The following is a 25092-nucleotide window of genomic DNA, read 5'->3' as shown; positions in this document are numbered from 1 at the left end:
AAAAAACGACCATGCCCAAGCTGATATCCGCCACCTACCATCCCAACATCGAAGTCGCCGAGTTCATCTGCGAAGACGGCCGGCACCTGCTTCGCTCGGGCGGAACGCTGCCGTGGCGCATCAACAACCCCGGGGACCTGACAGCCCGGATGGTGGACGGCCTGCCTGCGCCGAAAAAAGCGCGGGGCTACGTCGGGTTCGCCACCACCCGGTCGGGCAGGACATTCCTGATATTCCCCGACGAAGACGCAGGTCGAGCCGAGCTGAAGGCGAACCTGAAGCGCATGCACGGCGAACGGACCATTCCGGAGGCCATTCCCAACTACGCACCCAAGCACGAGAACAACACCGGGAAATACATCGACGACCTGCTCAGGACGAGCGGCATCCCGGCCGACAGGAAGATCAACGAATGCACCGGCGCCGAGATTGAAAAGATCGTCGACAGCATCGCGACGATAGAAGGCTTTCACGCACGGCCGGAAACCCGCAAGGAGACATGGGCGGCCGTGAGCAGGATCAACGCGACGGATGGCAGCCAGCCCGTGCCTGATGCGGAAATCATTCTGCAGAGGGAAAACGGCGAGGAGAGGTTGAAGTCGGATGCCACCGGGCGGTTTCCTCCGGTGATTCATCCGGTGGACAGATCGACCGTGGCCGTCAAGGTGATCAGTCCCAAAGCCAAGGAGCCGGTGCAGATTGGATCCATCGGCGGCGAGACGGGCAAGGATTTCAACCTGCTGGCGAAGTTCAGGAAATGGAAGGGCGTTGCGGGGTCGGAAAAGATCAATAGCTCTTCACCGGCAAATAAAGGACCCGTGAGCTATGTGATTCAGCCGGGCGATAGTCTCGGGAAAATCGCAAAACTATATCGAACAAGTATTGCCTCAATCAAGGAGCGCAATGGATTGCACAGTGATCTTATTTTTCCCGGCGAAATTTTATTTATTTCCGGAAATGCCAAGAAAAATGCGGGGGTTCATAGGCCATCACCACCTGCCCCATCCAGCGCAAGGACGACGGATCAGGAGCGATCCAAAGAAGGAACCGGAAAGGTTCTAGCGCTCCTCAATCCGACGCTTGGCCGCGCGCCGTGGATGCCGATTGCCATCGCGGAAGCGAAGCTCAGAGCTGGAGAAGTCGAGACCACGCTGCAAAACAAAATCAACTATCACGCGGAAATCGGCGATGGCCTCAAATCCTTGGAAGGCCGCAACAATGCCTGGTGCGCGGCGTTCGTGAACTGGTGCCTGATGCGAGCAGGATACCCCATCGAAAACGCTGGCTATCCGGATCGTAAATCAGACAAGGCCCGAGCACATGGTTTCTACGAAGTATTTGGACCAAAAGAAAAATCCAAGAAGGAGGCGTCGAAGATCAGGAATCCGTTGTTTTTGGAGCTTGAAAGGCCGATATATGGTGCCATAGCCGTGGAAACCACCAAGTACGGACAAGGAATACATGTCGGATTCATCTACGCGATAAGCAAATCCGGCAACCCAATTCTGCTGGGAGGAAATCAAAATCAGAGAATAAATTTCTCGGCATTCACGTCGACAATACCAGAAATCCCTACGCCGCCAGACAGGAAAAATCGAAATATCAAGCCCCTGGGGGCTGCAAAGAATTTCAAATACTTCATCCCGACCGCCTACTTCGAACAGTCAAAGAAGGATCTACTCGCGCCAGGACTCGACATTCAAGATGCAGACGCGCTCAACGAGTCGATGAATATCAAAAATGAAAAGCCCAAAAAATCGAAAAAACCATCCATCGACTAAACCCTAAGAAATCATGTCATTTTTTATTCGAAACATTCGATTTACCTTACTTTTTTTAGCAGGTGCCTTGGCCATTTCTTCAGTATCGGCGGGGTACGTCTATGGCCCCTACGCCGTCTGGGTGAATCTGGACCAATCGGCCGAAGGAAAGGTGGTCGACCAGAAAATTGAACAATTCTTTAGCGACGAAGCGACAACTTGCAACGGCAACTGGATAGTGGGGCAATCTCGGCTTTACATGAAGAAGCGCCCAAAGAACATCGACAATGAATTGGTTCAGAGAGTGTTTCTGAAAAAGGATTGGAGCAGCCAAAAGAAACTGCAGAAAATTCTTAAAAATTACAAGGATGAATTTATAGAAGAAGGCTTCGACGGAATAATCGTCTATCTTCGCCATAACGGGGAGGCCAAAATGATGGGAATGACAGTCGGAAAGAAGAAGATCACCTCCTACACCTTGGCCTTGAGCAGTGAGCATCCTGAGGACGGAATGATAAAAAATGTATTCTGTGGCCTGCTGCCACCCAAAACTCGAGCGCCATAGGCATGCGCCAAGTCATCGTCCACACGATTTAAACCGGCTATCGAATTCGTTCCCTGCTATTTTTCGATAGCGCCTGAACACGCTCCGAAGTCTGAGTCCAGGCGAATCCACATGACTCCTTCCCCCTCCTCCCCGTCCGAATCCGAACGCATCTTCGAAGTCCAACTCTCCGTCCTCCTGCGCAGCTTCCCGTTCGCGCTGGCCGGCTCTGTCATCTCGGCCTGCGTGGTGGCGTACGTGATGCTGGCGGTCGTGTCGCGCACGCAGGTGGCCGCATGGATTTCGGCAACGCTGCTCGTCGCGGCCTTCCGGTTCGGCGCGATGCTGTACTACGCGCGGACGCGCAGCCGCCCTGGGGCGGGCGAGCGATGGCTGCGGCAGATGGTGTTCGGCAACATCGCCTCGGGCATCCTGTGGGGGTTGCCGTTCGCCTACTGGACCTTCTTCGTCCCACTGGAGTACCAACTCTTTTTTCTCGTGATACTGCTCGGCCTGGGCACCGGCGCCACGTATTCGAACTACATGGTGCTGCCCGCCGTGTATGCGTTCGTCGTGCCGACCTTTGCGCCGACCTTCATAGCGCTCGCGGCCCAGCCTTCGGCGGTGAACCTGGCGCTGGTTTCCAGCGGCGCGGCCTATCTGGTGGCTACTGTCGCCTTCATCCATCGCATGAACCGCACGCATTTGAACGCGCTGCGGCTGGGCTATGAGAACCTGGCGCTGCTGCAGCAAGTGCGCCTTGAAAAGGAAGCCGCCGAACGCAGCGACCTGGAGAAGTCGCGCTTTCTCGCGGCGGCGAGCCACGACCTGCGGCAGCCGGTCCACGCGATGAGCCTTTTCCTCGGCCTGCTGGCAAACGAGCGGCTGTCGTCGCATGGCCGCTACCTGCTGGACAACATCACCAAGGCCAGTGCCGCGATGGGGCATCTGTTCGATGCCCTGCTCAATATCTCGCGGCTGGATGCGGGCGTGATCCATCCGCGCATCCAGGGTTTTTCGCTCGACCGGTTGCTCGACCAGATCCGCACCGAATACACGCCGCAGGCCCGGCAGAAGGGACTGGTGCTGAAAGTGCGGCCCTGCGCCGCCTTCGTGCGCTCGGACCCGATGCTGCTGGAGCGCATCCTGCGCAACCTGGTGAGCAACGCCATAGCGCACACACCACACGGGCGCGTGCTGATCGGCTGCCGCAGGCGCGGCGGCGACGCGGTGCGCATCGAGGTCTGGGACACCGGCCCGGGCATTCCGCAGCACGAGCATGAACGCATCTTCTGGGAGTTCCATCAGTTGCGAAATCCCGAGCGCGACCGCGGCAAGGGGCTGGGCCTGGGCCTCGCCATCGTGCGGCGCACCGCCGCGCTGCTGGGGCACCCGCTGTCGCTGCACTCGGCCGAGGGCCGCGGCACGGTCTTCATGCTGAGCGTCGATGCGCAGCAACAGGCATCGGCGCCGGACATCACCGGTGCCGAGGGCGGCGTGACAGCCGCCACGCAAGCGCGCGCATCCGTCGCCGCCACGCACGCGCACGCGAAGCCGGCCACAGGGCAACTGATCCTGGTGATCGACGACGACGCGCAGAACCGCGAAGGGCTGAGGCTGCTGCTCGAAAGCTGGGGGCATCGCGTGATCGCGGCCGCCGGGCCGGACGAACTGGTCGAGCAGATAGCCGAGGTACCCGGCAAGCCCGGGCTGATCGTGAGCGACTATCGCCTGCGCGATCACGAGACCGGCATCGAGGCCATCGACCGCTTGCACGAGGAATACAACGACTCTGCGATTCCCGCATTGCTGGTGAGCGGCGACACCGATCCTGCGCGCCTCATCGAAGCGGCCGCGCGTTCCATTCCGATCCTGCACAAGCCGGTGGAAGTGGGTGCGCTGCGCGAGTGGGTCGACAGGCTGCTGCTCGCGGCCGACGGGAACGCTCGGCCTCGAGAGGCAGAGCCGGGTTGATGCTGTTCCTGCTCACGAAGATCTCGATGCACTTGGCGGGCGCGCCGCGGCGCCTCGCCGCCGGCGAACGCCCGGACTGGCGTGGAGCCAGCGCGAGCCAGGCGCACGGCCTGGGGATTCATCGGGTCGGGCATCTTCCTCAGCATCGGCTTGTGGCCGTATCCGCCGCACGGCCGGTGCGCGAGTCCGCGAAGGCGCGCCGGTCTGTCGCTGGCGCTGCGGCACTTGGTGCCGCTCGAAGCGCAGCTCCTTCTGCTTCAGGTAGTGCATGAGCACATGCGAGACCATGTTGAGGCCGAAGGTGCCGAAGGCGGCCGGGAAGATATAGAGCGCGATCGACAGCGCCGACGAGAACACCAGGTCGTCGGCCAGCGACGGCGTGGCCCGGGCCATGGTGGCCAGAGCGCGCAGCAGGAAGATGTCCACGCCCGCCAGCAGGATCAGCAGAAGGCCGAAGCCCAGCACGGTGACCTTCGAGAACTCGCGCCGCACGAAGAGCATGATGAAGATGGCGGTGGGCAGCACCAGCGAGCAGAGCACCAGGCCCCAGAAGCGCATCTCCGTGAATACCGTTGCGTCCGAATGCATGAGGCCGGATTGAGCCACGTGCGGAGCGGCACAAGTTGTCTGCCGGGTGAACCGCGGGTAAAGGCGGCCGGCGGAAAGGGCTGCCGCGCTGCCTAGCGTGGCTTGCCCAGCATGCCGGCGCGGCGCGCCACGATCGTGGCCTGCGTGCGGTTGGACACGCCGAGCGCCGCGAAGATCGCGGAGATGTGGGCCTTGACGGTCTTCTCGGAGGTCTCCAGCCGCTGTGCGATCTGCGCATTGCGCAGGCCCTCGCACAGCAGGTGCAGCACCTCGGTCTGCCGCGCGGTCAATTGGCTCAGGCTGTCGGTCGGCATCGACAGCACCGGCAGCGGCGAAGCGCCCTGTGGCGACACATGCACCACGTTCTGCTCGCCGCCGACCACACGGCGCAGCGCATCCAGCAACTGCCGGCTGTCGGCCGACTTGTGGACGAAGCCTTGCGCGCCGGCCTCGAGCGCGGTCTCCACGTCATGCGGATCTTCGGAGGCCGACAGCACCAGGATGCGCAGCCCGCCCCTGCGCCGGTGCAGTTGCTGCACCAGGGCGGCACCGCCAAGGTCGGGCAGGTAGTAGTCGGTCATGACGGCATCGAGCACGGGCAGCGCGGACAACGCCTGCAACGCTTCGCTGCCGGTACTGGCGGTTTCAATGGTCATCGACGGCTGCGCCTCCCGCAGCGCGAGGCGCAGGCCTTCGCGGAACATGGCGTGGTCGTCGATCAGCAGAATCGTGGAGGGCATCCGCCGATTCTGGCCGCAAGCCGATAGCAGCTCCGGCTCATCCCTGCGCGCGGTCACTTCCCGCCCGCGGGTGCGCCTTCGATGTCCGCCGCGAACTTCTGCAGCAGCCGCACCAGGTCCTCGAAATCCTGTGGCTCCCACTTGTCGAAGATGCCGCGCGCAAGCCGTTCGCGCGCCGCATCGACGGCATCGGTCATCGCCTTGCCTTTAGGCGTCACGACCGCCTCGCGCACGCGCCGGTCGTGCGCGCCGCCCTGGCGCTCGACCAGGCCCAGGCTCTCCAGCTTCGCGACCTGCCGGCTGACCGTCGTGTGGTCGCGCCCGGCACGGTCGGCGAGTTCGACCACGCCGATGGGCCCGACCCGTTCGATGCCCACCAGCAGCGGGAACAACGCGCGGTCGAGAGAAATGCCCGCTTCGCGCACCATCGCCTCGTCTCGCTGCGGACGGTTCATGACGCTCACCACGGTGAGCAACGCACCGTGCAACGCGCGCAGCTGCGCGGAGATATGTGCATCTTGCACATTTATTTTCTTTGGCATAGCATCCGCTCCTAATAGGTGCATATTACACACATCGGAGCTTGCCATGACCCAGGACTTTTCCACGGACGTGCTCATTTGCGGCGCCGGCGCAGCCGGTCTCACGCTCGCCATCGACCTCGCGCGGCGGGGTGTTTCCTTCCGACTCATCGAGAAGATGGACGCGCCTTTCCAGGGCTCGCGCGGCAAGGGAATCCAGCCGCGAACGCAGGAAGTCTTCGAGGACATGGGCATCCTCGACCGGGTCGTCGCAGCCGGCGGCCTGTATCCGCCCTCGCGGGAATACCACCCCGACGGTAGCCATGTCGATTCGACGGTGATGACGCATACGCCACCGACGCCAGCGGAGCCCTACGGCATTCCTTTGATGGTGCCGCAGTTCCTCACCGAAGGCGTGCTGCGCGAGCGGCTGGCCGAGCTCGGACACCGACCGGCATTCGGCTGCGAGCTTGTGGCGTTCGAGCAGAACGAAAGCGGCGTGACCGCGCGGCTGGCCAGTGCGGCAGGCGAAGAGACGCTTCGCGTGCGCTTTCTCGTCGGCGCCGACGGTGGCCGCAGCTTCGTGCGGCATGCGCTGGACATCGGCTTTCCTGGCAAGACGCTGGGCGTGCGCGCGGTGGTGGCCGATGTCGTGCTGTCCGGCCTGGAGCGCGAAGCCTGGCACCGTTTCAACGAGGGCTCGATGGATGCGCAGATGTCCCTCTGCCCACTCGCCGGAACGCAGCTGTTCCAGCTGCAGGCGCCGATTCCGCTGGAAGGCGACATCGATCTTTCTGCGCAGGGCCTCTCTGCCATGGTCGCCGCGCGCACGGGCCGCAACGACATCCGGATCCACTCGGTCTCGTGGGCGTCGGCCTTTCAGATGAACGCTCGCCTGGCCGACCGCTACCGGGCAGGCAACGTGCTGCTGGTCGGCGACGCCGCGCACGTCCATCCGCCAACGGGCGGCCAGGGACTGAACACCAGCGTGCAGGACGCCTGCAACCTCGGCTGGAAACTGGCGGCCGTTGCAGCTGGCGCTCCCAAGACCTTGCTCTACAGCTACGAGGAAGAGCGTCGCCCGGTTGCGGCGGAAGTGCTCGGGCTCTCCACGAAGCTGCTCGTCGATGCGAAGCGCGGCGACATGCGGCGCGGACGCGAGGTGCATCAGCTCGACCTGGGCTACCCCGGGTCGTCGCTCGCGATGGAGCAGCCGGAACGCGCCGGCAGCCGTCTGTGCGCGGGCGATCGCGCGCCCGATGCGCCGGTGCGCGGCGCCGCCGGACAACCGACGCGCCTGTTCCAGTTGTTCAAGGGTGCGCACTGGACCCTGCTGGGCTGGGAGACCGATCGCCGCGGCATCGCGCCACGGTCGGGCCTGCACATTCATGCCTTCGGCGACGGGGGCGAGTTGCACGACAACGGCGGCCACTTCCGCGAAGCCTACGAACCCATGCCCGGCGATTGGGTGCTGGTGCGCCCCGACGGCTATGTCGGCGCCATCGTGGCCTCGGCCCGCATCGAGGCACTGGAGGCCTATCTGCAGGCCGTTGGCCTGGGCCTGCCGCACTGAGGGAAAACGCCAAGCCCCGCCCCCGCGTTCATTCCTACAGTCGCATTCGTCCGCTCCACAGAGCGAGCGCAGGCGGCAAATAACAAAAGGAAGAGACACGCCATGGAATTCGACTACGTGATCGTGGGCGGCGGCTCCGGCGGCGCCACGCTGGCCGCGCGGCTCAGCGAGGACCCCGCCGTGCAGGTCTGCCTGATCGAGGCCGGCGGCGACGGCCGCGGCGTGCTGGTGCGGGCACCGGCCGGCGCGGCGGCCATGCTGTCGGGGCGCCCGCGCATCAACAACTACGCCTACCAGACCGTGCCGCAGCCGGGCCTCAACGGCCGCCGCGGCTACCAGCCGCGCGGGCGCTGCCTCGGCGGCTCGAGCGCGATCAACGCCATGCTCTACGTGCGCGGCCACCCTGGCGACTACGACGACTGGGAGCGCGCCGGCTGCGCGGGCTGGTCGTTCGACGACGTGCTGCCGTGGTTCAAGCATGCGGAGGGCAACCAGCGCGGCGAGAGCGCCATGCACGGCGCGCACGGCCCGCTGCAGGTGGCGGACCAGCAGTCGCCGCGCGAGATCACGGAGGCTTTTGTGCGCGCCGCCATGGAGTGCGGCATTCCACGCAACGACGACTTCAACGGCAGCGTGCAGGAAGGCGCCGGGCTCTACCAGGTTACGCAGTTCCATGGTGGCGACAGGAACGGCGAGCGCTGCTCGGCCGCTGCGGCCTACCTGCATCCGGTGATGAGCACGCGGCCCAACCTCACGGTACTGACCGGCACGCAGGCGCAGCGCGTGCTGCTCGACGGCCGGCGCGCCACCGGCGTCGAAGTGCGCCGGGGCGGCAACATCGACACGCTCTCGGCGCGGCGCGAGGTGGTGCTGTGCGGCGGCGCGTTCAACTCGCCGCAGCTGCTGATGCTCTCGGGCATCGGCGACCCGCAGGAACTGCAGCGACACGGCATCGCGGTGCGGCATGCGCTGCCGGGCGTGGGCCGCAATCTGCAGGACCATGTCGATTTCATCCTGTCGTATCGCACGAAGGCCAAGGGCCTGCCCGGACTGGGGCCTGCGGGGCTCTTCAATTTCGTGAAGGCCATTCCGCAGTGGCGGCGCACGGGCAAGGGCCTGATCTCGACGCCCTTTGCCGAGGGCGGCGCTTTCATCAAGTCGTCACCCGAGCTGCGCCGGCCCGACCTGCAACTGCATTTTGTGATCAGCCTGGTGGACGACCATGCGCGCAAGCTGCACGGAGGTTTCGGCTTCTCGTGCCACACATGCGTGCTGCGACCCAACGGACGTGGCGACGTGCGGCTGCACGACGCCGACCCGGCATCCGCGCCGCGCATCGACCCGCGCTTCCTGTCCGACGCGCAGGACGTGGCGCTGCTGCTGCAGGGCGTGAAGAAGATGCGCGAAATACTGCGCGCCCCTGCCCTCGCGCCCTACCGGCACAGCGAGCTCTACACCGCGAACGTGCAGACCGACGAAGAGCTGGAGCGGCACATCCGCGCACGCGCCGACACCATCTATCACCCGGTGGGCACCTGCAAGATGGGCACTGACGCCATGGCCGTGGTCGACGCGAAGCTGCGCGTGCACGGCATCGCGAACCTGCGCGTGGTCGATGCCTCGGTGATGCCGACGCTGATCGGCGGAAACACCAATGCGCCGACGATCATGATCGCCGAGCGTGCGGCTGACTGGATGCGGGGGCCGATCACTTTTGACCGTGCTGTGCAGGATGCTCGGTCTCTTGTTGCTTGATGCTTGTGCGTTGTTCGGGGGTGCGTGCACAGGCCACCGGGTACTCCCCTCCGCGAATGTCCCCCGGCCTGCGGCCTCCTCCTTTATTTCGCTGCGGGGAGCACCCGGCGCCCTGTGCACAACGAGCGCTGCCGTTGTGTCGTTCGATCAACCAGTGCTCAGGACGCTCACGACGGCGGGGTGCCTTGCGCAGCGAAATAAAGGGGGAGGCCGCAGGCCGGAGGACATTCGCGGAGCAAGGTACCCCGTCGGCGTGAGCGCGCCCCGAAAGAAGACAGCCACCTAGCCGTGAGAAGACCCGCGCACCACCAGTTCCCCAGGCAACAACAACTGACGAGGCGGCTCCTCCAGCCCCCGCAGCCGCTCGATGAGGCAGGTTGCCGCCGTGCGGCCAATGGCGTCGGTGGGCTGGGCCACGGTGCTCAGGCCGGGACCTATGAGCGAGGCCCATTCGGGATCGTCGAAGCCGACGAAGCCCAGGTCGCTGCCGAACTGCCACCCCAGCCGTGCCATCGCCTGCGCCACGCGCAGCGTGACCACCGCATTGCCCGCGACCACCGCCGCGCGGCGGCCGCGCCTGGCGCGCTGGCGCAGCGCGCGCAGGGCCTCGTCGAGCGCATCGCTCTCGCCCTCGACGCATTCGAAAATCTCGCCCGCCACGCGCGGCTCGTGCGCCGCCACGCATGCGCCGAATGCGGCCGTGCGCTCGCGCCGCGAACTCACGCCCTTCTGCGGCTCGGTGACGTACAGCAGCTCGCGATACCCGCCCTCGACCAGATGGCCGCAGGTGGCCGTCATCGCGGCATGGTTGTCGAGAGAGACGAAGTCGGTGTGCATGCCGGTGTGGCGGCGGTCCACCAGCACGGCGGGCTTGCCGTGCAGCGTGACCGCGTCGACCACGTTGCTGCCGCGCCCCAGCGTGTTGAGGATGAAGCCGTCGACCTGGTAGCCCGCGAGCGCATCGATGGCTTCGCGCTCGCGTTCGCTCTCGTTGCCGAGGTTGAACAGCATCACCAGGTAGCCGGCGTCCTGGCAGGCCTTCTCGGCGCCGCGCAGCACCGCAACGGAATACGGATTGGTGATGTCGGCCACGATCAGGCCGATGAGCCGCGAGCGGCCATGGCTCAGCGCCTGCGCCATCGGGCTTGGCGAATAGGCCAGCTTGGCGATGGCCACCTCGACGCGCGCGGCGATGTCGGGGCTCAGCAGCCGCTCGCGGTGGTTGAGGAAGCGCGAGACGGTGGCCTTGGAGACACCGGCCGCCTCGGCGACGTCGGCTATGGTGGCGCGGCCGGTGGGCTTCATGGTCTTGCTCCTGCCCTCTCCCTGCGGGGGAGGGAAAAAAGCCTGGCACCGGTCATGCGCTTGCCGTGTCGTACGGCGCCGTCGGCTTCTCGCCGGCCAGCACCTGCAGCAGATTGGTCGTCGCCAGCTCGGCCATGGCGTGGCGCGTCTCGTGCGTGGCCGAGCCGATGTGCGGCAGCGGCGTCACGCGCGGATGTGTGCGCAGCGGCGAATCGGCCGGCAGCGGCTCTTTCGCGAACACGTCGAGGCCGGCCGCGCGCAGCGTGCCGCGGTCGAGTGCGTTCAGCAGCGCGTCTTCGTTCACCGTGGCGCCGCGGCCGCCGTTGATGAAGGCGGCGCCCGGCTTCATGCGCGCGAAGAAGGCGGCGTCGATCATGCCGCGCGTGGCGTCGGTCAGCGGCAGCATCGCGACCACGATGTCGGCGCGCGCGAGCAGGTCGTCCAGCGGCGTGTGCGTGGCGCGGCCTTGCAACTCGGGCGCCTGCGTGGCCAGGTCGACCGGGCGGCGCGCGTGGTACAGCACCGGCATGCCGAAGCCCAGCGCGGCGCGGCGCGCCACGGCCTGCCCGATGCGGCCGAAGCCGAGAATGCCCAGCGTCTTGCCGTGCACGTCGGTGCCGAAGAGTTCTTCGCCGATGTTCTTGGTCCAGCGGCCTTCGCGCACCAGGTTCGACAGTTCGACCACGCGGCGCTGCGTGGCCATGAGAATCGCGAACACCGTGTCGGCCACGGTCTCGGTCAGCACGTCGGGCGTGTGGCACAGCACGATGCCGCGCTTGTGCAATTCGGCCAGCGGGTAGTTGTCGACGCCGACCGACACGCTCGAAATCACCTGCAGCTGCGGCGCCGCATCGAGCAGCGCGGTATCGACCGGGTGGCTGGAGCCGATCAGCCCGTTCGCGGTGCGCAGCGCGGCGGCAAAGGCCTCGGGCTCCTTGCGCGGATCGGCCACGGTGACATGGTGCGCGGCCTGCAGGCGCGCGAGCTGGTCTTCAGGCAGCGGCCGGAAGACGAGGATGTTCTTTTGCTGCGTCATGGCGTTCAGAGCCCCGCTTCTTCGAGTTGCGCCCGCGTCGGCAGGCCTTCGGTGTCGCCCAGCACCTGCACGGCGCGCGCGCCGATCCAGGCGCCGCGGCGCACCGCGTCGGGCACGCTGCGGCCTTCGAGCAGTGCGCTCACCACGCCGGCCGCGAAGCCGTCGCCCGCGCCCACGGTGTCGATCACTTCCTTCACCGGGAAGCCGTCGACGCGGCCGGTGCCGGCCACGTCGCTGTCGTAGTAGGCGCCCGCCGCGCCGAGCTTCACAACCACCAGCTTCGCGCCGCGCTCGCGGTAGAACCTGGCAACGTCCTCGGGCTTGTCGTGGCCCGTGAGCAGCAGGCCTTCTTCGATGCCGGGCAGCACCCAGTCGGCGCGCGAGGCCAGCTCGTTGACCCAGTGGCGCATGGTGTCGGTGGACGACCACAGCGTGGGGCGCAGGTTGGTGTCGAACGAGATGGTGCGGCCGGCCGCGCGCATCACGTCCATGCTTTTCAGCGCGGCCTGCAGGCTGGTGTCGGAGATGGCGGCGAACACACCGGTGGCGTGCAGGTGGCGCGCCGAGCGCAGCCAGGCTTCGTCGACGTCGGCCGGGCCCATGTGGCTCGCGGCCGAGCCCTTGCGGTGGTATTCGATCGGCGGGTCGCTGCCGTCGGTGACGCGGCCCTTGAACTGGAAGCCGGTGCGCTGCGTGGCGTCGGTGATCACGTGCGAACAGTCGATGCCTTCGGCGCGCATCGCGGCCAGCAGCGCGCGGCCCATCGAGTCGGTGCCCAGCCGGCTGGCCCAGCCCACCTTCAGGCCCAGGCGCGAGAGGCCGATGGCCACGTTGGTCTCGGCGCCGGCGGTGCGCTTGTGGAACGACTGGGCGTCCTCCAGCGGCCCCGGCCGGTCGGCCACCAGCAGCAGCATGGCTTCGCCGAAGAGAGCGACGTCGAAGGCGGTGGGTTCTGTCATGTCTGTTGTTCTAGCTCTGTGCGCGCGCGGCGCGGATGAAGTCGATCTGCGCGCGGGTGACGGCCTGAAGGTCGTCGCCCACGAGCGGGTATTCGATGGCATGCGGCACGTCGGCCGGCAGCGCGCGCAGCACGGCACGCCACGGCGCCACGGAATCGCCCAGCGGCACCGCCACCCACTTGTGCGGCAGGCGCTGCGCGCCCTTGCAATGCACGTAGCGCACGCGGTGGCCGAGTGCCTGCGCGGCTTGCAGCGGGCATTCGCCCACCCAGTGCCAGTTGCCCATGTCGAAGGTCATGCCGAGCGAAACGCCGGCGCGGTCGGCCACGTCGAAGAAGGTCTGCAGCGCGGCCAGCGTGCCGGCGCGCACGGTCTGGTCGTTCTCGATGACGAGTTCGACGCGTGTCTCCGCAAGCTCCACCTTCAGGCCCCAGAGCGAACCGTGCGACGAAGCCTGGAAGTCGCCGATGGACATCTTGAGCCGCTTCGCGCCCACGCGCGTGGCGGCCGCGATGCCACGCTTGAGCGCGGCGCTGTCGAGCCAGCCGCCCTGCGCCCACAGGCCCTCGGGGCTGGAGTAAACGGATGCCAGCCCGTTCAGCGCGGGCAGTTCCGCGTCGGCGTCGCGCAGCATCTCGCCGCGCACCTCCACCGAATCAGCACCGGCGGCCAATGCCAGTTGCGAGCACCAGAGCTGGCCGTGCCGGCCCACCTCGGCCGCGCCGAAGGACGACAGAGAAATCAGGACCTCGAAGGACATCAGTGGCCTTGGTGCGAACTCAGGATCTGGCCGAGGAACTGGCGCGTGCGCTCATCCTTCGGGTTGCCGAAGAACTCTTCGGGCGGCGCCTGCTCGATGATCCTGCCTTCGGCCATGAAGATCACACGGTCGGCCACGCTGCGGGCGAAGCCCATTTCGTGGGTCACGCACAGCATGGTCATGCCGTCTTCGGCCAGGCCGATCATGGTGTCGAGCACCTCCTTGACCATCTCGGGGTCGAGCGCGGACGTGGGTTCGTCGAACAGCATGATCTTGGGCGTCATGCACAGCGCGCGCGCGATGGCCACGCGCTGCTGCTGGCCGCCGGAGAGCTGGCTCGGGTACTTGCCGGCCTGCTCGGGAATGCGCACCCGCGTGAGGTACTTCATGGCAATTTCCTCGGCCTGCGCCTTGGTCATGCCGCGCGAGCGCATCGGTGCGAGCGTGCAGTTCTCCAGGATGGTGAGGTGCGGGAACAGGTTGAACTGCTGGAACACCATGCCGACCTCGGCGCGCACCGCGTCGATGTTCTTGCCGCCGGCCGTGAGGTCGATGCCATCGACCACGATGCGGCCCTTCTGCACCGTCTCCAGCCGGTTGATGCAGCGGATCAGCGTCGACTTGCCCGAGCCCGAGGGCCCGCAGATCACGATGCGCTCGCCCTGGCGCACCAACAGGTCGATGCCGGTCAACACCTGGAATTCACCGTACCACTTGTTGACCGCTTCCATGCGGATGATCGATTCCGTCGTCATGCCAGGATTTCCTTCAGCTCGGGTCTCAGTTCATTTTCGGCAGATCGGCCTGCAGCCACTTCTGGTAGAGCTTGTTCAGCTCGCCGTTGGCGGTGTTCTTCTGCACGAAATCGTTCACCGCCTTGTGCAGCTCTTCCTGGCCGGGGCGCATGGCGATACCCATCGACTGCTGCACCAGCGTGAACTTGTTCTCGAAGGTGTTGGCGGGCACGCGCTTGGCGATCTGCGCGGCCACGGTCACCGAGCAGCCGATGGCGTCGACCTGGCCGGAGATCAGCGCCTGCATGGCCGATGCGTCGTCGTCGAAGCGGCGGATTTCGGTGCCTTCCGGGGCGGCCTTGGTCACGGCCACGTCTTGCGTGGACGCACGGGCCACGCCCACGCGCAGGCCCTTCAGGTCGGCGGCGGCCTTGATCGGCGTCTTGCTCGCGCCGTACAGCACGATGGTGGCGGCCGCGTAGGGCTGCGAGAACTGCACCTGCTTCGCGCGCTCGGGCGTGATGGCCAGCGAAGCCACCAGCAGGTCGACCTTGTTGGTCAGCAGGAAGGGAATGCGGTTCGGGCCGGTCACCGGCACGATGTTGGCCTTGACGCCCCAGTCCTTGGCCAGCAGCTTGGCCACGTCGGCGTCGTAGCCGTCGGGCTGGTTCTTGGCGTCGGTGGTGCCGTAGGGCGGAAAGTCGACCAGCATGCCGATGGTGATCTCGCCCTTCTTCTTGATGTCGGCCACGCTCTGCGCGGAAGCGAAGGGAGCGAACACGGTCAGGGCGGCGCCGAGGCCGAGGGCTGCGATCGCCGCGCGGCGGGTGGTGGTACGGGTCATGGAATATGTCTCCTGAATAAAGAAAGGAACGACGAGAAAGAAAAAACGAGAAAAAAGGAAATCAGCGGGCCAGCGCGCGGGCGCGCTTGCGCTCCATGCGCGCGGCCAGCAGCGACAGCGGCCAGCAGATCACGAAGTAGATGGCGGCCACCACCGAGAACACGATGAGCGGCTGGAACGTTGCGTTGTTGACGATCTGCCCGGCGCGCGTCACTTCGACGAAGCCGATGATGGCCGCGAGCGAGGTGCCCTTGATGATCTGCACCACGTAGCCCACCGTGGGCGCCAGCGCAATCTTCAGCGCCTGCGGCAGCACCACGTCGCGCATGCGGGAGCTGTACTTGAGGCTCAGCGCCTCGGCCGCTTCCCACTGCCCGCGCGGAATGGCCTCGATGCAGCCACGCCAGATTTCGCCGAGGAAGGCCGCGCTGTTGAGGATGAGCGCCACGCCCGCGGCCACCCACGGGTTGATGTCCAGCCCCAGCACCGGCGCGCCGAAGAACACCAGGAACAGCTGCAGCAGCAGCGGCGTGCCCTGGAAGATCTGGATGAAGGTGGTCGAGATGCCGCGCGCCCACGTCGATTCCGACGTGCGCATCAGCGCGATGGCCAGCCCCAGGATCGCGCCGCCAACAAAGGCGATGGCCGACAGCGCGAGCGTCCACTTGGCCGCTTCGAGGATGAAAAGGAATTCGGGAAAACCGAAGGTACGCATGGTGTTGTGCTCCGTCCGTCGTCTGGGCTTACCGGCGGTCCGGGTAGTTGAGCGTGCGCTTGTAGATCAGCTTGAACATCGCCGAGAAGGCGAGCGCCAGCGCCAGGTAGATGGCGGCGACCACGATGTAGATCTCGAAGCTGCGGAAGGTCTGCGACTGCAGGTTGGCGGCCACCGAGGTCAGGTCGTCGGCCGAGATGACCGACACCACCGCCGAGCTCAGCATCAGCAGGATGAACTGGCTGGTGAGCGCCGGATAGATGGCCTTGAGCGCCGGCTTGATGATGACGAAGCGGAAGATTTCCCAGGGCTTGAGGTTCAGCGCCCTGCCCGCCTCGATCTGCCCCTTGGGAATCGACTCGATGCCCGCGCGGATGATTTCCGTGGCGTAGGCGCCCAGGTTCACCACCATGGCCACCAGCGCGGCCGTCTGCGGCGACCAGCGCAGCCCGATCGCCGGCAGCGCGAAGAAGAAAAAGAACAGCTGCACGAGGAACGGCGTGTTGCGGATCACCTCGATGTAGGCGTTGATGACGAAGCGCAGCCAGCCCGGCCCCGAAGTCTTGCCCCAGGCACAGAAGATGGCCACCACCAGGCCCAGCACCGTGGCAATGAGCGAGAGCTGGACCGTGATCCACGTGCCCTTGAGCAGCAGCGGCCAGGCGGCAAAGACGGCGTCGAATTGAAACTGGTAGTTCATGGTGGGCGAGCGCGTGCGAGCCTCGAAAGCAATGCTTGCAGCTTATATGAAACCGGTTTCAGACCCGATTAGGGATTCCCCTAGGTGGTCGTTTTGTCCAACCTTCTGCCGACTGCGAAGCCCTACTGAAACCATCCGCAGCTCGCGAGCTCCGACGCGCAGCAGCGCGAGACTTTTTCTGTCGCACGTGGCACGGCACCGCGCGCCACGCATCGCCGCCCACTGGGCCCCACCTGATGCAGCCGCTGATGAGCGACCATTCCGAAGACGCGGCCGTGCTGCGCTACAGGCAGATCGAGTACCACCGCATGCCGGTCATGACATATCTCTCACTGGAGGATCCGCGCCGCCCCACGCGCGACGACTTCGAGCACAGCTACTGTTACGACCGTGATCTGGCGCTCGGGGGAGACTGAGCAGGCGCTGTCGATTCCAGCTGTGCAGTTCGGGGCTCACGCGGCGTCAATCTGCCGGCTGAGAACTCGAGCACGGTTTTCGCCGCGCGGATCGTTTCCAGTCGATGCGCGACGATGACCCTCGTGATGCCGAGCTTCGCGATATTGTTCGAGACGATTTCCTCAGTTTTCGCGTCCAGGTGTGCCGTTCCTTCATCTATGACCAACAGGGTCGGCTTCTTGTAGAGCGCACGCGCTAGAAGAATCCTCTGCTTTTGTCCGCCGGAAAGGTTCGAGCCCATGTCACCCACAGAAGTCTCGTAGCCCATCGGCATGGCGACGATGTCATCGTGGATCGCCGCCTGCCGGCAGCAGTCGAACAGCCAATCCTGGTCGTAGTCGGGATCGAAGAAGGTGATGTTCTCCGCAAGAGAGCCAGAAAACAGCGCATCGTCTTGGCTGATCACGCCCAACTGATTTCTGAACTTGCGCACACCATACTTTTCCAACGGGATGCCATCGATCAGAAACTCTCCGGCTTGCCGCTCCAGCAGACCGCACACCACCTTGAGCAGCGTGGACTTCCCCACGCCAGAAGGGCCGATGATCGCCGTAGTCTCCCCCGGCAATATGTCGAGGTCCAGATTCTCGAGAATCAGTGGAACGTCGCGTGCATATCGAAAAAACACGCCTTGGAGCTTGATGCTTTGAAATGGGGAGACCTCGCCTGCATGTGATGGCTCGGAGAAGCAATCGGGTGTGGCAAATACGATATCGGATAGTCGATCCAGGTGAACATCCAGCAATTTGAAGTTCATCACCTGATCGATCAATCGAACCACGGTGCCCATGAAGTTCTGCTTGTAAGCCTGAAAAGCGAACACCATGCCCAGAGTCATGGCCGCATCCATCGCGAGCTGGATCGCGACGTAGATGAAGACGAGCGTCTCAAGACCCGTGATACCCGAACTGACGGCATCGAAGTTTGCGGACAGCTTGCCGCTCCTGATCGAGGCATCGATGAATTCCGATTTCCGGTTCTGCCAGACACGCTGCCGGTTCTTCTCCTGGCAGAAGGCCTTCACGGTTGCCACGGCCCGAATGCTCTCGATGAATGAACTGCTTTCCTGCGCTTGTGCCGCAAGCATGCTGTCGCTCGCCAGCTTCGCGGTATTGAAGTAAATGACCTTGACGAAACCGATGAGCAGGACGGCCGCGACCGACACAGCCGCCAGCACCGGTGAATAAAGCACCATGAGGCAAAGCGTCGTGACGGCAAGGAGGCCATCGACGATGCTGGACACGAGTCCCTTGCTCAACAGGTCGTTGATGGGCTGCACCGACCCGAATCGGGAGATGACGTCACCCAGATGGCGCCTTTCGAACCACAAGATCGGAAGAAAAATCGTATGTCGGAACAGATTGGCAGCAGTCTGGAGCGACAGCTTGCTGCTGAACGAAATGACCAACTGCGCTCGCAACCAAGACGATGCAGTACTGATCAGCAAAAGGCCGAGAAAGGCCGCGAACAACACGACCGCCAGGTCCTTGTCCTGCGCAGGCATCACACTGTCGATCGCCGTCTGAAGATAGAACGGCGAAGCCAGCGCCACGGCTTGGATCAGCAGCGAGAGGATCAAGAGTCTGGCGATGGCCGGCCCGACCCCTTGGATTCGAGACCAGAGTTGCCCGATCCGAAGTCGAGTCTTGCTTTGCTCACGCCTGAACTCCCCGCCTGGCGTCAGTTCCAGGGCGATGCCGGTGAAATGCTTCGAGAACTCGCTCTCCGGCAACTCCCGAAAGCCGCAGGCCGGATCGACGATAACGAACGCCCGACTCCCTGCTTTGGTGACGAGCCGTGTCAGTACGACGTAGTGATTCAGGTCCCAGTGGATGATCGCAGGAAGCTGCAGGCCCGCGACGCCCGAGAGTTCGCTTCGCAGCGCCCGCGTATGGAAACCGATTTCATCGGCGATCCCGATCAAGGTCTTGATCGTTGTGCCGCGTGAGGAGACAGGAAACAATCGACGGATGCCAGACAGACTGATCTTCTTGCCGTGATGGCAAGCCACCATGGCAAGACAAGCCAGGCCGCATTCGCCCGCTTCGGACTGGCGCAGAAAATTCTCCGGGGAGAAACCGGTACTGCGCCTCACGAACGAGCCCTCACTGCGTGGAAGGGCTCGAGCACACGGCCAAACAAACTCCTTCTTTCCAGCACGACGCTGACCTTGAGGGTCATGCCGGACTGAAGAGGATGGGTCACACCGTAAGCTCCTATTTCCTGTTGATGCACGGTGATTCTGACTCTGTATGCCGCCTCCTGAAGCTTGAGCGGTACATCGAGTTCGCCGGGGATACTGATCGACCTCGAAATCTCGTCGACTGTCCCGTCGAATGAGCCGAACCGCTGGTAGGGAAAGGCGTCGTACATCAAGCGAACCTTCTGCCCGCGCCGAACGAAGCCGATGGCCTTGGAAGGCGCGTATGCATCCACGAGGAACCTCGCATCTTCGGGAAGAACGACCAGTAGCGGAACACGTGTATCAACATTGGCTCCGGGCGCATATTGCACGGAGGTGACACGCCCGCGGATGGGCGACACGATGTCGTAGTCGACATCAATCCTGAGCTTGACGCGCTGCTGCTCGATCACGTCGAGACTTCCGTTTAGTTCGGAGACCTGCTTCTCGTGATCGATGCGAAGTTTTTTCAGTTGGGCTTCGTACTGCTGCCGCCGGGTTGCGTTCTGCAGGCGCTGCTGCTCGATCTGACGCAGCTTCTGAGATTCTTGTAAGTAAGCCTGTCGCCGCCTTTCGTGGTCGAAGCGCGAGACGATGCCTTCTCCAACGACGCGATTGCTGAGCTCGAACAAATGCTCCGCGGATGCCACCAATTGGGCCTGCAGCATTGCTTGCGAGGCCAGATTGGCGTCCTCCACTGAACTCTGCGAGACGGCTTGAAGCAGCTTGGCTCTCTCCTGCTCGATCGCCCGTTCGCCGATCGCTTTCTGGTGGTGAATCGACTCCTTCTGCTTGGCCAAGAGCGACAAGCCGTCCGCGGCCGCATGTCCGCCATCGCCGAATGCGGTATCGACCGATACGGTGGCCAGGACTCGGCCCGCTTCGACGATGTCTCCCTCCTTGACGGCCAGTTTCTTGAGAACCCCCGGCTTGCCAGCGAAGACCTTGGCTGTTGCCTGCGTGGTTGCGACCACGCCAGGGACAATTTCCGTGCGGGCATATTGGGAAAGGGCTGCAACGATCACGAGTACGGCGCCCAGAACTCCGAGACCGTACGCGATGAGCGCTCTTCCTTTGTCGTCCGCTATCTCAACGACGCCGTACAGCCGAGTGCGCTGGTGCTCCAAGGCAGCCGACCTGAATAAATTTGACAACTTGTCCCGTCAAGAATTAATCGATTGAGAAAAATCTGCCGTGGCACAAAAAGAAGGCACGGCAGATTCGATTCATTTCACATCTACCACTTGAAGCCCCATACCCCTCGCTCGTAGGTCATGACCCTGCCGCTGTTATTGGTCCAGGGAGGGGATATCACGTAGTCATACGCTCCATTCCTGTCCCTGTCGGCGGCATAAAAGCCATTGTTCAACTCGACGCCGAGCGCCATGCCGAATCGACTGTCGATGAAGACAGGATGCGGAGTACCGCTTTCTCCCGCCTTGACTCCAATCCCCGATGTAGGGCTGATGAACTTGTCGGAGATATCCTTTTCATTGGCCTGCCTTGCCGATTGCTCAGCTTGGTAGGAGCCAATCCCGAAACCGATTCCGATCTTTCCGAGATCACCCCAGAATCCTGCGGGCATGTACCCGCCACCGCCCCATTCGCGAGAGCCAGTCACGGTCACGGGCGGGAGTTGGCCCATTTCTATCAATTCCTGCGGTCCCCAACCTCCAGAGATATGCAGAACCTCTTCTTCCGTCAGAAGGCGAACCTCGCCGTCTGTATACCGATCACTACCAGTCATTGAAACCTCCATTGGCAAAAATTTGAACAAGCTCTACCAATCTCCCGAAATGAATCAGGATCCTGGTCCTAACGCGGCTTTTGCTGGCTGACTCCTGCTTCGCTACGGCAGCGTGCTCCTGCAGCATCCACGCTCTCCATCATTCTTCTTCTCACGTCCACGTGGGTTATTTTGAGATCCGACAAATCGTGTGCATCGATTCCGTTCACCGCGGCCTGATTGATGCATCGGCACAATTTCTCGGCTTGATCGGGTCCGACGCCAGGGATAAGGATGGCCGTCGGCGTGCAGAATTTCGTGCCATCCTCGATGTATTTCGCAACTCTCCAAGACTCTGAGGATCTTGCAGAACTGTCTTCATCAATACCGGAGCACGCAAAGAGAAGAAACGAAGAGATCGCATACGAGACCGCTCGCATTGCCGCAACCCCTTTTTCAAGAGGATTCATGTTCTTATTCCGAACCTACACAGACGGCTTACCGCAAAGTTCGGCGATATCGTCTTCGGATACGCCTCGACCACGCATCGTTTGCTCCAGCCCCGCCTCACATCCTTTGGGCGGGGCCTGCGGCGGCTTGCCGGGACAGCCGGAAACAAGGTACGCGTGCGCCTCCTTGGCCCCTGATGTCTCGAGTGTGCGGCTGAGCTTTTGCTTGCTCTCGGTCAATATCCTTACCCGCACTTCCCTCGCACCGAGAAGGCTTTTGAGCTCCTCATCCGCGAGCCGAACCAGATTGAATTTTCGCTCCTCCGCAGACGTAGGCCGCAATCCGCGAAATGCGCCATGGTCAAAAGCAAGATCAACCTGATCCACAGTTTCGGGGAATTTGAGGAAGAGGCCTATGGGCCACATCTGGACATCCGCCTCACGCCCGTAGATGGCAAAACAACTCGATCCAGTGCCTTCCTTGGCATCCGCCCGGAATACCTTCCACTTTCCGACTTCGAGCATCAACTCGGCCCGTTGTATGGCTCGGGCATTTGGGGCGAACATAAGCACCGCAGCGGCGGCAAAGATTGCCACGCTGCATTGGCGAAACTTCATTGCAAATCCTTCCCTGCATCTCTCTAGAAATCCGCTTTGTACATACCAGCAGTCTCCTGCATGCATTTGCATGCAGGACGACCGTAATACGCCCGATTCGGGTCAGTTCATCGTGAGTGAGGTTATTTGCCGTCACGGATTAGATTCAACTTAGTTGTCGCTGTCAACGCATTTCTTGTGCTTAAGTGCGAGCATCCGAATACTTTATAAAAGCAATAAATTGCTCACAATTACAAGCGAATCGTGCATCGAAATAGATCGAGAGGGCTCGAACAGCGGCATGCTCTGCTGTCGACATGGTGGCTGTGGTACGAATGCGATTGAATCGATCGTTCACCATCACGTCGCGATGCGCGTCGCCATCGTCTCCGACATCCACGGAAATCTTCCCGCGCTCGAAGCCGTCGTTGATGACATCGGCCGAAGCGGCGCGGATGCGATCTTCAATCTCGGCGACAGTCTTTCATAGCTGTTGATGCCCTTGGAAACCGCACGGGCCTAATGTTTACGACGACATTTACCCACTTCCACATGCGGTCGAATCGCCAAGCGGCGGGACATCGGCTGGATCTCAACACTCATTGCAGTGCCCTAAGACCATGCGAGCATGGCGGCGCTCGCGATGGCCAATGGCAGGCCGGACTGGGCCAGTTCCCTCGCCACCAGCCGCATTCCCCAAGACCGATCTCACTCAGTCGCCGAAGACGACTTCAGCACTGGCGATTGCGCGGATCGGCACGCCGAAGCTGGTGATGTCCGAGAGCGTGGCGTTGTGGTGCGCGCGGATCTGCGCACCGGTGGCGTGCGGCTTGTCGTGCGAGGTGTGCGCATCGGCCGCGAGCACCACCTCGTAGCCCAGCGCGGCGGCGCGGCGCACGGTGGTGTCGACGCAGAACTCCGACGAGTAGCCGCAGACGACCACGCGCTTCACTGCGTGTTCCGACAGCCAAGCATCGAGCGGCGTGCGCAGGAACGAATCGGGCGTGGTCTTGCGCAGCTTGGCGTCGCGCGAGTCGGTGTCCAGCGCGCCGACGAGCTGCCAGCGCTCGGAGTCGAACACGAGGTCGACCGCGTTCTCATGCTGGATGAACGCCACCGGCACGCCGGCCGCGCGCGCCCGGGCCGTGAGCGCGTTGATGCGCTGCACCACTTGGGCGGCTTCATGGGGACGCGGCGGGTCGTCGCAGAGACCGCGCTGCACATCGATGACGAGGACGGCTGTTTTCATGCAGCCATCGTAGCGGCGCGCCTCAGTTCCAGGCGCTCACTTCGAGCCGTACTTTCCCGGTGATGCCGGGCGCCGCCGGCGCAGCGCCGAGGCTGGAAAGCGGCACGGTGAAGCGCAGCTTGCCGCTGGCCAGCTGCGTGGGGTTCATCGGCAGCGAAGCCTGCCCCGCCGTGTCGGTCTGCCATCCGTACTTGACGTTCCAGTTCTGCGCGGGGTCGTCCGCGGCGGGCGGCGCGAGCTCGATCACCAGCGTGTCGCGGAACAGCGAGCTGCCCTCGTAATGGCCGTCGAGCCAGAACTTGTTGTTGACCTGGTAGTCGGGCACGCGCACGCCCAGCGTCATGGCATAGGCGAGCGTCGGGCGGTCCTGCTTCACGCGGGCCCTGTTGGCGAGGAACACGGTCGACAGATAGACCGCGCGGCGGGCGGCGGTGGCGGGGTCGGTCAGCTCCTTGTGCGTGCGGCAGGCCGGCGAGTCTTCTTCCGCCACGCGCCGGCTCAGGTACCAGCGCTTGCCTCGCGGCGCAGCCAGCAGCTCGACCTGGTAGAGCGCATCGACGTCGGCACCGGTGGGCAGGTCCGGCGGCAGGGTCACGCCGTCGATGTCGAACCAGATGTCCACGCGCACGTCGCCGAACAGGAAGCGCGTGAGGTTCTGGTAGGCCTCCTCGGAGTTGACGATGCCGAAGAAGCCCGAGTGCGAGCGGTAGGCAAAGGCGGTGGCCACCGGCTGCGTGTTGCCGGCATCGTCGAGCGACCAGAGCGAGGCGTTCTCGATGCGCACCAGCCCGTCGCTGCCGTGGCCCGCGAACATGCGCGACAGGCCCTTGGCGGTCTCGTAGTCGCCGCGGTTGGTGCCGACCATGCAGAAGAAGCGCTCGGCCGGAAAGGCCGAGGCCGGCAGGTAGTCCATGCGCCCGTTGACCGGCGCGGTGGCCATGAAGTCGGACATCTTCTCGCGGTTGAATGTGTTCATCTCGGCCACCGAGAGCCAGGCCGGCACGTTGATGCCGCCCATGTCGATGCCGTTGTGCGGCGTGGCGTAGGTGAACACCTTGTCGACGCAGGCACGCGCGGCCGCGTCGCCGAGCGCGGGGTTCTGCAGGAAGGCGCGCACCACCAGCCCACCCATCGAATGCGCGACGAGGTAGCAGCGAAAGTCGTCCTTCGAATAACCCGGCCCTTCGCGCAGCGCCACGAGGTCGCGCACGCGAAGAATCAGCTGGCTCAGGCCTTGCGCATAGATCTTGACGTCGCGCGCCTGGCCGTCGCCGAGCAGCTCAGAGCCTGCGTCGTAGTAGCGGTAGATGATGAAGGAGGCGGCGGGAATGCCGTCGACGTCGTTGCCGTTCTCGTCGGGCGAAGGTTTCCAGTCGGGGTCGATGATGTCGAGGCCGTTCTGGTAGACGCTCTGGTACTGGAAGTCGGCCAGCAGCCGCACCACGGGCGATTCGAAGACGAACTTCTGCGCCGGCGCTTCTTTCTTGACCGTGGCGCGGTAGACGGTGGAGCCGACGTTGAAGCCGCAGAACGGATCGGCGGCGGTGTCGTCGCGCTCGGCCTCGGTCATGGCGTAACCGCGCACGTAGATGATGGGATAGCGATTGCTGCTCATGAACCTTGCCGCCTTGTCTTTGGTCTATGAAGCTTTCCAGTTTGACGAGGCGCGGTCTGGGGCGCCATATCGCGCATGGCATAGGACTGGTTTGTTCGCTGTTCGGGGGGCGCTCACGCCGACGGGGTACCTTGCTCCGCGAATGTCCACCGGGCTTCGCCCTCCTCCTTTATTTCGCTGCGCAAGGCACCCCATCGTCGTGAGCGTTCAGAGCACTGGTTGATCGAACGGCACAACGGCAGCGCTCGTTGTGCACAGGGCGCCGGGTGCTCCCCGCAGCGAAATAAAGGAGGAGGCCGCAGGCCGGGGG

At 63.8% G+C, this 25092-nt stretch carries 23 protein-coding genes and 2 pseudogenes; 7 read left to right on the top strand and 18 right to left on the bottom strand.

Annotation, left to right across the window (positions count from 1 at the left end; translation table 11 throughout):
• Window positions 1-11 precede the first annotated feature (11 nt).
• From QRN67_RS00320 to QRN67_RS00310, 3 genes are all read left to right on the top strand, one after another.
• Window positions 12-1781, top strand: coding sequence for a LysM peptidoglycan-binding domain-containing protein (locus tag QRN67_RS00320; RefSeq protein ID WP_285409719.1), 1770 nt, complete (start codon window positions 12-14; stop codon window positions 1779-1781).
• A 13-nt stretch (window positions 1782-1794) separates the two neighbouring features.
• A complete protein-coding gene (locus QRN67_RS00315; RefSeq protein WP_285409718.1) occupies window positions 1795-2325 on the top strand; it encodes a hypothetical protein in 531 nt (176 codons plus the stop codon).
• 111 nt (window positions 2326-2436) lie between these two features.
• Window positions 2437-4278, top strand: a complete 1842-nt coding sequence (locus tag QRN67_RS00310; protein ID WP_285409716.1) for an ATP-binding response regulator — start codon at window positions 2437-2439, stop codon at window positions 4276-4278.
• A gap of 12 nt (window positions 4279-4290) precedes the next feature.
• On the opposite strand, the gene QRN67_RS00305 is transcribed toward QRN67_RS00310, so the two are convergent.
• The 3 genes from QRN67_RS00305 to QRN67_RS00295 form a co-directional block, all read right to left on the bottom strand.
• On the bottom strand, window positions 4291-4866 hold the full coding sequence (locus QRN67_RS00305) for a hypothetical protein (protein ID WP_285409714.1): 576 nt from the start codon (window positions 4864-4866) through the stop codon (window positions 4291-4293).
• Between the two features lie 92 nt (window positions 4867-4958).
• The gene (locus QRN67_RS00300; protein WP_081267187.1) at window positions 4959-5606 is read right to left on the bottom strand and encodes a response regulator transcription factor; all 648 of its coding nucleotides are present in this window, start codon (window positions 5604-5606) and stop codon (window positions 4959-4961) included.
• 53 nt (window positions 5607-5659) lie between these two features.
• Complete coding sequence (locus tag QRN67_RS00295; RefSeq protein ID WP_106933947.1) at window positions 5660-6148, bottom strand: MarR family winged helix-turn-helix transcriptional regulator; 489 nt, start codon at window positions 6146-6148, stop codon at window positions 5660-5662.
• A gap of 46 nt (window positions 6149-6194) precedes the next feature.
• Here QRN67_RS00295 and QRN67_RS00290 point away from each other — a divergent pair, with 46 nt between their 5' ends.
• Together QRN67_RS00290 and QRN67_RS00285 are read left to right on the top strand one after the other, a co-directional pair.
• Window positions 6195-7700 carry an FAD-dependent oxidoreductase gene (locus QRN67_RS00290; RefSeq protein WP_285409713.1) on the top strand — a complete coding sequence of 502 codons (1506 nt, stop codon included), beginning with the start codon at window positions 6195-6197 and terminating at the stop codon, window positions 7698-7700.
• Window positions 7701-7802: 102 nt separating this feature from the next.
• On the top strand, window positions 7803-9455 hold the full coding sequence (locus QRN67_RS00285; RefSeq protein WP_285409711.1) for a GMC family oxidoreductase: 1653 nt from the start codon (window positions 7803-7805) through the stop codon (window positions 9453-9455).
• 282 nt (window positions 9456-9737) lie between these two features.
• On the opposite strand, the gene QRN67_RS00280 is transcribed toward QRN67_RS00285, so the two are convergent.
• The 8 genes from QRN67_RS00280 to QRN67_RS00245 form a co-directional block, all read right to left on the bottom strand.
• On the bottom strand, window positions 9738-10760 hold the full coding sequence (locus tag QRN67_RS00280) for a LacI family DNA-binding transcriptional regulator (protein ID WP_081267190.1): 1023 nt from the start codon (window positions 10758-10760) through the stop codon (window positions 9738-9740).
• A gap of 52 nt (window positions 10761-10812) precedes the next feature.
• Entirely contained in the window at window positions 10813-11796 is a 984-nt protein-coding gene (locus QRN67_RS00275; RefSeq protein ID WP_285409710.1) for a 2-hydroxyacid dehydrogenase, read from the bottom strand.
• A gap of 5 nt (window positions 11797-11801) precedes the next feature.
• Window positions 11802-12755: a sugar kinase gene (locus QRN67_RS00270; RefSeq protein ID WP_081267192.1), complete on the bottom strand. Its 954-nt coding sequence runs from the start codon at window positions 12753-12755 to the stop codon at window positions 11802-11804.
• Window positions 12756-12765: 10 nt separating this feature from the next.
• Window positions 12766-13515: a sugar phosphate isomerase/epimerase family protein gene (locus tag QRN67_RS00265; protein ID WP_285409709.1), complete on the bottom strand. Its 750-nt coding sequence runs from the start codon at window positions 13513-13515 to the stop codon at window positions 12766-12768.
• Window positions 13515-14270, bottom strand: coding sequence for an amino acid ABC transporter ATP-binding protein (locus QRN67_RS00260; protein ID WP_285409708.1), 756 nt, complete (start codon window positions 14268-14270; stop codon window positions 13515-13517). Before QRN67_RS00260 ends, QRN67_RS00265 begins: the two co-directional genes overlap by 1 nt.
• Before the next feature lie 25 nt (window positions 14271-14295).
• Complete coding sequence (locus QRN67_RS00255; RefSeq protein ID WP_285409707.1) at window positions 14296-15093, bottom strand: transporter substrate-binding domain-containing protein; 798 nt, start codon at window positions 15091-15093, stop codon at window positions 14296-14298.
• Window positions 15094-15154: 61 nt separating this feature from the next.
• Window positions 15155-15808 carry an amino acid ABC transporter permease gene (locus QRN67_RS00250; RefSeq protein WP_081267196.1) on the bottom strand — a complete coding sequence of 218 codons (654 nt, stop codon included), beginning with the start codon at window positions 15806-15808 and terminating at the stop codon, window positions 15155-15157.
• Window positions 15809-15836: 28 nt separating this feature from the next.
• Entirely contained in the window at window positions 15837-16508 is a 672-nt protein-coding gene (locus QRN67_RS00245) for an amino acid ABC transporter permease (RefSeq protein WP_081267197.1), read from the bottom strand.
• Window positions 16509-16649: 141 nt separating this feature from the next.
• Between QRN67_RS00245 and QRN67_RS33280 the strand changes: the two are divergent.
• Window positions 16650-16900 (top strand): annotated as a pseudogene (locus QRN67_RS33280) (hypothetical protein); the annotation flags it as partial.
• On the opposite strand, the gene QRN67_RS00235 reads toward QRN67_RS33280, so the two are convergent.
• The 5 genes from QRN67_RS00235 to QRN67_RS00215 form a co-directional block, all read right to left on the bottom strand.
• On the bottom strand, window positions 16891-19059 hold the full coding sequence (locus tag QRN67_RS00235; RefSeq protein WP_285409705.1) for a peptidase domain-containing ABC transporter: 2169 nt from the start codon (window positions 19057-19059) through the stop codon (window positions 16891-16893). The pseudogene QRN67_RS33280 and the gene QRN67_RS00235 sit on opposite strands and share 10 nt — an antisense overlap.
• Window positions 19056-20273, bottom strand: a complete 1218-nt coding sequence (locus tag QRN67_RS00230) for an HlyD family secretion protein (RefSeq protein ID WP_285409703.1) — start codon at window positions 20271-20273, stop codon at window positions 19056-19058. Before QRN67_RS00230 ends, QRN67_RS00235 begins: the two co-directional genes overlap by 4 nt.
• A gap of 110 nt (window positions 20274-20383) precedes the next feature.
• The gene (locus QRN67_RS00225; RefSeq protein WP_285409701.1) at window positions 20384-20893 is read right to left on the bottom strand and encodes a hypothetical protein; all 510 of its coding nucleotides are present in this window, start codon (window positions 20891-20893) and stop codon (window positions 20384-20386) included.
• A 68-nt stretch (window positions 20894-20961) separates the two neighbouring features.
• Window positions 20962-21342, bottom strand: coding sequence for a hypothetical protein (locus tag QRN67_RS00220; RefSeq protein ID WP_285409700.1), 381 nt, complete (start codon window positions 21340-21342; stop codon window positions 20962-20964).
• Window positions 21343-21357: 15 nt separating this feature from the next.
• A complete protein-coding gene (locus QRN67_RS00215) occupies window positions 21358-21939 on the bottom strand; it encodes a hypothetical protein (protein WP_285409699.1) in 582 nt (193 codons plus the stop codon).
• A gap of 349 nt (window positions 21940-22288) precedes the next feature.
• Here QRN67_RS00215 and QRN67_RS00210 point away from each other — a divergent pair.
• Window positions 22289-22405 (top strand): annotated as a pseudogene (locus QRN67_RS00210) (metallophosphoesterase family protein); the annotation flags it as partial.
• Between the two features lie 225 nt (window positions 22406-22630).
• Here QRN67_RS00210 and QRN67_RS00205 read toward each other — a convergent pair.
• Both QRN67_RS00205 and QRN67_RS00200 read right to left on the bottom strand, forming a co-directional pair.
• Entirely contained in the window at window positions 22631-23167 is a 537-nt protein-coding gene (locus tag QRN67_RS00205) for a cysteine hydrolase family protein (RefSeq protein ID WP_285409696.1), read from the bottom strand.
• A gap of 22 nt (window positions 23168-23189) precedes the next feature.
• On the bottom strand, window positions 23190-24782 hold the full coding sequence (locus tag QRN67_RS00200) for an esterase/lipase family protein (RefSeq protein WP_285409694.1): 1593 nt from the start codon (window positions 24780-24782) through the stop codon (window positions 23190-23192).
• Between the last annotated feature and the right edge of the window lie 310 nt (window positions 24783-25092).

It is taken from the genome of Variovorax sp. efr-133-TYG-130, assembly GCF_030208835.1.
Classification (GTDB): domain Bacteria; phylum Pseudomonadota; class Gammaproteobacteria; order Burkholderiales; family Burkholderiaceae_C; genus Variovorax.
Note: the sequence above shows the minus strand (reverse complement) of the source record. Positions and strands in the feature narration are given on the sequence as shown.

Bases quoted from the DNA above. Each gene is read 5' to 3' on its own strand.
- QRN67_RS00320 (WP_285409719.1), top strand. From the start codon at position 12: ATGCCCAAGCTGATATCCGCCACCTACCATCCCAACATCGAAGTCGCC.
- QRN67_RS00245 (WP_081267197.1), bottom strand. From the start codon at position 16,508: ATGAACTACCAGTTTCAATTCGACGCCGTCTTTGCCGCCTGGCCGCTG.
- QRN67_RS00290 (WP_285409713.1), top strand. From the start codon at position 6,195: ATGACCCAGGACTTTTCCACGGACGTGCTCATTTGCGGCGCCGGCGCA.
- QRN67_RS00295 (WP_106933947.1), bottom strand. From the start codon at position 6,148: ATGCCAAAGAAAATAAATGTGCAAGATGCACATATCTCCGCGCAGCTG.
- QRN67_RS00265 (WP_285409709.1), bottom strand. From the start codon at position 13,515: ATGTCCTTCGAGGTCCTGATTTCTCTGTCGTCCTTCGGCGCGGCCGAG.
- QRN67_RS00200 (WP_285409694.1), bottom strand. From the start codon at position 24,782: ATGAGCAGCAATCGCTATCCCATCATCTACGTGCGCGGTTACGCCATG.
- QRN67_RS00315 (WP_285409718.1), top strand. From the start codon at position 1,795: ATGTCATTTTTTATTCGAAACATTCGATTTACCTTACTTTTTTTAGCA.
- QRN67_RS00205 (WP_285409696.1), bottom strand. From the start codon at position 23,167: ATGAAAACAGCCGTCCTCGTCATCGATGTGCAGCGCGGTCTCTGCGAC.
- QRN67_RS00300 (WP_081267187.1), bottom strand. From the start codon at position 5,606: ATGCCCTCCACGATTCTGCTGATCGACGACCACGCCATGTTCCGCGAA.
- QRN67_RS00225 (WP_285409701.1), bottom strand. From the start codon at position 20,893: ATGACTGGTAGTGATCGGTATACAGACGGCGAGGTTCGCCTTCTGACG.
- QRN67_RS00275 (WP_285409710.1), bottom strand. From the start codon at position 11,796: ATGACGCAGCAAAAGAACATCCTCGTCTTCCGGCCGCTGCCTGAAGAC.
- QRN67_RS00285 (WP_285409711.1), top strand. From the start codon at position 7,803: ATGGAATTCGACTACGTGATCGTGGGCGGCGGCTCCGGCGGCGCCACG.
- QRN67_RS00255 (WP_285409707.1), bottom strand. From the start codon at position 15,093: ATGACCCGTACCACCACCCGCCGCGCGGCGATCGCAGCCCTCGGCCTC.
- QRN67_RS00310 (WP_285409716.1), top strand. From the start codon at position 2,437: ATGACTCCTTCCCCCTCCTCCCCGTCCGAATCCGAACGCATCTTCGAA.
- QRN67_RS00250 (WP_081267196.1), bottom strand. From the start codon at position 15,808: ATGCGTACCTTCGGTTTTCCCGAATTCCTTTTCATCCTCGAAGCGGCC.
- QRN67_RS00220 (WP_285409700.1), bottom strand. From the start codon at position 21,342: ATGAATCCTCTTGAAAAAGGGGTTGCGGCAATGCGAGCGGTCTCGTAT.
- QRN67_RS00215 (WP_285409699.1), bottom strand. From the start codon at position 21,939: ATGAAGTTTCGCCAATGCAGCGTGGCAATCTTTGCCGCCGCTGCGGTG.
- QRN67_RS00260 (WP_285409708.1), bottom strand. From the start codon at position 14,270: ATGACGACGGAATCGATCATCCGCATGGAAGCGGTCAACAAGTGGTAC.
- QRN67_RS00270 (WP_081267192.1), bottom strand. From the start codon at position 12,755: ATGACAGAACCCACCGCCTTCGACGTCGCTCTCTTCGGCGAAGCCATG.
- QRN67_RS00305 (WP_285409714.1), bottom strand. From the start codon at position 4,866: ATGCATTCGGACGCAACGGTATTCACGGAGATGCGCTTCTGGGGCCTG.
- QRN67_RS00280 (WP_081267190.1), bottom strand. From the start codon at position 10,760: ATGAAGCCCACCGGCCGCGCCACCATAGCCGACGTCGCCGAGGCGGCC.